This is a genomic window from Jannaschia aquimarina (assembly GCF_000877395.1).
Classification (GTDB): domain Bacteria; phylum Pseudomonadota; class Alphaproteobacteria; order Rhodobacterales; family Rhodobacteraceae; genus Jannaschia; species Jannaschia aquimarina.
In genome coordinates this window covers 1-6,044 of the sequence record NZ_JYFE01000071.1, presented here as the reverse complement: position 1 = coordinate 6,044, position 6,044 = coordinate 1, and the positions used below count along the sequence as shown (strand labels likewise).

Annotated in this window: 5 protein-coding genes; 1 reads left to right on the top strand and 4 read right to left on the bottom strand. The window is 69.6% G+C overall.

The window, feature by feature from the left end:
- Positions 1–155 precede the first annotated feature (155 nt).
- Positions 156–959, bottom strand: a complete 804-nt coding sequence (locus jaqu_RS18110; RefSeq protein ID WP_084630033.1) for a uracil-DNA glycosylase — start codon at positions 957–959, stop codon at positions 156–158.
- A gap of 93 nt (positions 960–1,052) precedes the next feature.
- Positions 1,053–1,649: a pentapeptide repeat-containing protein gene (locus jaqu_RS18105; protein WP_052501067.1), complete on the bottom strand. Its 597-nt coding sequence runs from the start codon at positions 1,647–1,649 to the stop codon at positions 1,053–1,055.
- A gap of 122 nt (positions 1,650–1,771) precedes the next feature.
- On the opposite strand from jaqu_RS18105, the gene jaqu_RS18100 reads away from it, so the two are divergent.
- A complete protein-coding gene (locus jaqu_RS18100; protein ID WP_084630029.1) occupies positions 1,772–2,245 on the top strand; it encodes a hypothetical protein in 474 nt (157 codons plus the stop codon).
- Between the two features lie 210 nt (positions 2,246–2,455).
- Here the strand turns inward: jaqu_RS18100 and jaqu_RS18095 are convergent, their stop codons facing one another.
- Together jaqu_RS18095 and jaqu_RS18090 are read right to left on the bottom strand one after the other, a co-directional pair.
- Positions 2,456–5,254: a [protein-PII] uridylyltransferase gene (locus jaqu_RS18095; RefSeq protein WP_043920424.1), complete on the bottom strand. Its 2,799-nt coding sequence runs from the start codon at positions 5,252–5,254 to the stop codon at positions 2,456–2,458.
- Positions 5,238–6,044: ABC transporter substrate-binding protein (locus jaqu_RS18090; protein ID WP_043920423.1), on the bottom strand; the 807-nt coding region annotated here is incomplete at its 5' end. The genes jaqu_RS18090 and jaqu_RS18095, both read right to left, overlap by 17 nt.

Here is a 6,044-nt window from a genome sequence, read left to right as displayed (position 1 = left end):
GGGCATCGAGCCCCGTCCGATCCGGGCCTCCGGCGTGGATATTTGGGAAGCAGAGAAGTGGAGGGCGTTCCGAGCGCGCCGAACCCTTCCTGGATCGGCAGACTCCGCAGGGACAGGAGCCGTCGGATCGGTCCGTCCGGCAGGCACCGAACGGTTCAGCGGGACGGCAGGGCCGGGGGAAGGCCGAGCCGGGCCGAAAGCTCCAGCAGGTCGGCCCAGGCCTCGCGCTTCGCTTGGGGACGGCGCAGGAGGTAGGCGGGATGGAACATCGGCAAGGCGGGGCGGTCCAGCCCTTGGGTCCATTGCCCGCGCAGCCGTGTGATTCCCTTGCGTCCAAGGACCGCCTGACAGGAGTGATTGCCCATCAGGACCAGGAGGTCGGGCGCGGCCAGGTCCACGTGGCGGCGCAGGAACGGGAGCATCATCGCCACCTCCGCCGGTTCCGGGTCGCGATTGCCGGGCGGCCTCCAGGGCAGGACGTTGGTGATGTAGACCGCCCGCTCGGCATCGGTGTGGTCGCGGGCGAGCCCGATGGCCCCCAGCATCCGGTCCAGGAGCTGTCCGGCCTGTCCGACGAAGGGGCGCCCCTCGCGATCCTCGTCCCGGCCGGGCGCTTCGCCGATGACCATGACGCGGGCGCCGGGTCTGCCATCGGCGAAGACCAGGTTCTGCGCTCCCTTCCGCAGATCGCAATGGGGGTAGCGCGACAAGGCCTCGCGCAGCGCGTCGAGATCGCGCGCGGCGGCGGCGGCGCGTTCCGCAAAGGCCACGGGGTCCGCGCCGATGACAGGTTGCGGGGCCGGGATCGGCGCGGTCTGAGCCGGAGCGGCGGGCTGCGGCATCCGGTCGGGCAGGGCGAAGCGGTCGACGGGTTGCGGATCGACGGCGCAATCGGCGCCCATCTCGAGCTGCCATTCCAGCAGCGCACGGGCGGTATCGGGATCGAGCCGGTCCAGCATGGGCGACGGGTAGCGCGACTGCACAGTCGAGGGAAGGGCGCGCATCGGCGGGGTCGGCGGGCGGAGCGGACAGGGCGATCTCTGGCCGGCGACCTAGCAGTCCTCGTCGCGCCGCGTGCCGTCGGGCATCGTCGTCCGGCAGAAGCGCGCGCCCGCGAGGCCCGCGGCCCGGAGCGTCGCGCCCGTCAGGTCGGCATCGGTCAGGTCCGCCCCGCCGAGCACCGCCCCCGTCAGATCGGCGCCGGTCAGGTCGGCTCCCGCCAGCCTGGCCTCCGTCAGGTTGGCGTTGGGCATGTACGCCGCCGCCAGGACCGCGCCCTCCAGATCCGCGCCGCGCAACGTGGCCTGTGGCAGTGCGGTGCCCCGCAGGGAGGCGTCCCGCAGGATCGCTCCGGTCAGGACCGTGTCGCGGGCATTCGCGCGGTCGAAGACGAGGCCGGTCATGTCGGCGCCCTCGAACCGGGCGAACGGCAGGAAGGCGTCCGACAGGTCGGCACCCCTGAGATCCGCGCCATCGAAGACCGCATAGGTGGCATAGGCGTCGCGGAGATCGGCCCCCGCAAGCGCCGCGCCGGACAGATCGCAATCGCGGCACTGGTTTTCGGCCAGAAGGCGCGCGACCTCCGCCTCTCCGGCCGGGGCGGGCGTGGCCAGGCAGGCCAGGGCGAGCGTGATCCGTGGGAACGTCATGGCCGATCCCTTCTGCGGGCGGTCTAGCGAATGAGCGGAGCTTCGCGCCATGGCGCCAAGGTCGCATTGCCGGCACGCGGAGGGCGCGAAATGACCGGGGTGATCTGATCAGGGAGGATCGCATGAAGGGATTTGGATCACGTGCCGCAGGAATTGCCTTCGCGATGCTGGGCGCCGCCGCCGCCGCGCAGGAGCAGGAATCGGGACGCGTCGGATCGGGCGCACCGGAGGATTTCTTCATGGAGATTACCCGCGGCGAGGACGGCACGCCCGTCCTGTCGCCGGACCAGTTCACACTGGCGCTGGGCGGATATTACCGCTTCAACGTGGTCTGCCCGGAGGACCTTACCTCGGAGACGGGCTACCATTTCGAGGCGACGGAACTGCTGGAGAACGCCCATATCCGCGTCCTGTCCGTCGGCGAGACCGATATCGAGTTCTACATGCAGGGCCTGACCTTCCGCGCGATCGAATGCGATGCCGCCGGGTCCGCCCGGTTCAGCTTTCACCCGATGCGGCCGGGCGTCTATCCGATTGAGGTGCGCGACCAGGGCGTGCCGCCGAAGGAGGCGTTCGGGCGCATCGTGGTGGAGTAGGGCGAAGGGGCAGCGCCGGACCGGTTCCATACGGTCCGCGGATCCTAGTCGTTGACTGATCTCGGCGGGATGACCCGGAGGTCGGACGGTTTGCCCGAGATCCGTTCGACGCGCCGGCCGCACCGGATCGGGATATCGCTGAAAGTGACGGGGCCGGCGCGCCTTTGGATCGCGCGGGCCTGACGCGGGGCCGGCCGAACGGCTCTCCTGCTAGGCCCCCGCCCGTTCCTTGGCGCGGGTGATCGCGTCGCGGAGGCGGCGCTCGAGGGCCTCCTGTTTGGAGCGGGACCAGATTTTCAGGCCGAAGATGTCCTTGACGTAGAAGGCGTCGACGACCTGGGCGCCGTAGGTGGCGATCACCGCCTGGCTGATCTGGATGTTCGCCGCCGCCATCGCCTGGGTCAGATCGTAGAGCAGGCCGGGGCGGTCGCGGGTATCGACCTCGATGATCGTGTAGATTTCCGATCCGTCATTGTCGAAGCTGATATGGGTCGGCACCTCGATGCCGCGCAGGCGCTTCTTGATCTCGCGCCCTTCGAGGGCCTGACGGGTGGCGACCTCGCCGCGCAGGATCTTTTCGATCATGTCGCGCAGGCGCGGCAGCCGGGCGGCTTCGTAGGGATGCCCCGCGCCGTCCTGCAGCCAGAAGACGGAGGTCGCGAAGCCGTCCTTGGTCGTGTAGCTGCGCGCATCCACGATATTGGCCCCCGCCAGGCTGAGCGCGCCGGCCAGCCGCGAGAAGATGCCCGGATGGTCGTGCATGGCGAAAACCGCGCGGGTGGCGTCCCGCTCTTCGTCGGGATCGAGTTCCAGACGCACGTCGCCTTCGGGGAGGTCGCGCAGCAGATGCGCGAAGCGGACCTGAGCGGCGGTCGGGATGCCTTGCCAGTAGGGGCCGTAATGGCGCCCGATCTCGGCGCGCAACTCGGCCTCGGACCAGTCGGGCAGGGCCTCGCGGAAGAGCCGCTTGGCCTTGGCCTCGCGCGTGGTCCGATTGACGTCCTCGAGCCCGTTCTCGAGGGCGGAGGACGTGGCGCGGTGCAACGCGCGCAGCATCTGCGCCTTCCAGTTGTTCCAGACATGCGGGCCGACGCCGCGGATGTCGCAGACGGTGAGCACGGTCAGCAGGTCGAGCCGTTCGCGGGTCGTCACCGCCTTGGCGAAATCCCTGATCGTGCGAGGGTCGGCGATGTCTCGCTTCTGGCTCATGTCGGACATGAGCAGGTGATGGCGCACCAGCCACTCAACCGTCTCGCATTCGGCGGGCTTGAGGCCCAGCCGGGGGGCCACGTCCCGGGCGATGCGGGCCCCGAGGATCGAGTGATCCTCGGGGCGGCCCTTGCCGATGTCGTGAAGCAGGCAGGCGACGTAGAGCACCCTGCGGTTCACGCCGGTCTTCAGGATGCCGGAGCAGAGCGGCAGATCCTCGTAGAGCTCTCCGCGTTCGATCTGGGCGAGGTTGGAGACGACCTGGATCGTGTGCTCGTCCACCGTGTAGCGGTGGTAGAGGTTGAACTGCATCATCGCCACGACCGGAGCGAATTCGGGAATGAAGGCCGACAGGATGTCGAGCTCGTTCATCCTGCGCAGGGCGCGCGCCGGGTCACCATGCTTGAGCAGCAGGTCGAGGAACAGCTTCGCCGCGCGGCGGTCCTCGCGCATGTCGCGGTCGATGAGGTGGCGATTCGCCGTCAGCAGGCGCATGGCGTGCGGATGCAGGAGCAGGCCCGTGCGCAGCGCTTCCTCGAAGATGCGCAGGAGGTTGAACTTGTCCGCCAGAAACGCGTCCACGTCGGCCACGTCGAGGCGGCCCTGGCGCACCTCGTAGGGGTCCTTCACGCGGGGGCGGCGCTTGAAGAGGCCCAGCAGCCCCGGTTCCTGCTTGATGTTCTCGGCTTCGAGCGCGGTCAGAAGGATGCGCGTCAGCTCGCCCACCTTGGTGGCGTGGCGGAAATAGGCCTGCATGAAATGCTCGACCGCGCGGCGGCCGCCATGGTCGGAATAGCCCATCCGCTCGGCCACCTCGACCTGCATGTCGAAGGTCAGGTTGTCGGCGGCGCGGCCCGCGATCAGGTGCAGGTGGCAGCGCACGCACCAGACGAACCGCTCGGCGGCCTCGAACTGCTCGAATTCCTCGGGCAGGAAGACGCCCAGCGGCACCAGGTCGGCGGCATCCTCGACCCCGTAGCGGTACTTCGCGATCCAGTAGAGGCATTGCAGGTCACGGAGGCCGCCCTTGGCCTCCTTGACGTTCGGTTCGAGCACGTAGCGGGCGCCGCCCTGCTTGATGTGGCGCTCCGCCCGCTCCTCGAGCTTGGCTTCGATGAATTCGGGCGCGGTGCGGCTGAAGAGCTCCGACCAGAGCCGTTCGCGCAACTCGTCCGGGAGGGCGTCGTCGCCGCAGATCGCGCGCTGCTCCAGCAGCGACGTGCGGATCGTCATGTCGTCGCGCCCCAGCGCCAGGCATTCGCGGATCGTCCGTGTCGCGTGGCCGACCTTCAGCTTCAGGTCCCAGAGCATGTAGAGCATCGACTCCACGACGCTCTCGACCCAGGGGGTCACCTTGGTGGGCGTCAGGAACAGCAGGTCGACGTCGGAAAAGGGCGCCATCTCGCCGCGCCCGTAGCCGCCGACGCCGAGGATCGCGAAACGCTCGCCCTCGGTCGGGTTGGGGCAGGGATGCAGGATCCGGGTCGCGGTCAGCCAGACCGCCTGGACCAGCCGGTCGGTCAGAAAGGCATAGGCATGGGTCACGGCGCGCGCCCGGCTGGGCGCGGCGGCGAAGTGATCGGCGATGACGGCGCGGCCTGACTTCTGCGTCTCCCGCAGGAGGGCCACGACGGCTCTGCGGACGTCGCGCGGATCGTCCGACCCGGCGACGGCCTCTGACAGCCGGCTGGCCAATGCGGCCGAGTCGACGATCGCCCCTGCCGGTGCGATCAGGTTGTCCGGGACCGCGCCGGTGAAGTCGGCCGGGTTGAACTGGGCCGGCCTAGAAGCCGGCGCCACCGAAGCTGTTTGGGGCAGGACTGACCACCTGTGCCGACCGGTTGACCACTTGTGCGACGGCCAGCGCCCGGTCGATGGTGCCGTCGCCGCGCAAGCGGAATACCCCGCCCGTGCCCGCGAAGCCAGCCCGGCTGGTCAACGTGTTCCGCCCGACGGTCTGGCCGCGGGCCGCGATGGCGCCGATGGCCGCCATGCCATCGTAGGCCAGATTGGCGATCGGATGGGGCGCTCCGCCGTAGCGCGCCGAATAGCGGGTCCGGAATTGCTGGATCGCGCCCTGATCGGGCAGCGCGAAATAGCCGCCCTGAAGCCCCGGCAATTGCAGCGCGTCGGCCGGAATGTCCCAGCGGGTGAGGCCGAGATAGCGGAAGTCCTCGCCGCCGATGCCGGTCTCGGAGAGAAGCTGCGAGATGACCGGCAGGTCGCCCGCCGTGTTGCCCGTCAGGAAGACGGCGTTGGAGCCGCTGGAGCGTGCCTGCTCGGCGATGGTCGGGACCGCCGAGGCGATGCCGGCCTGGCTGAGCTCGTAGGGGACGGCGCCCGTGATCTGCGCGCCGGTGCCGCGCGCGGCGGCCTGGATCGCCTCGCGGGCGACTTGGCCCGCCTGATCGGTGGCGTGGGTCACGAGTACGCGGTTGCGGCCCTGTCCGGCGGCATATTGCAGCAGCCGGCGGGCGGTATTCTCGAAGGTATTACCCAGGACCCAGACATTGCCGCCCGCGATGGCCGTGTTGTTGGAAAAGCTCAGAACCGGGATACCCGAGCCCGCGGCGGCGACCCCGGCGGCGGC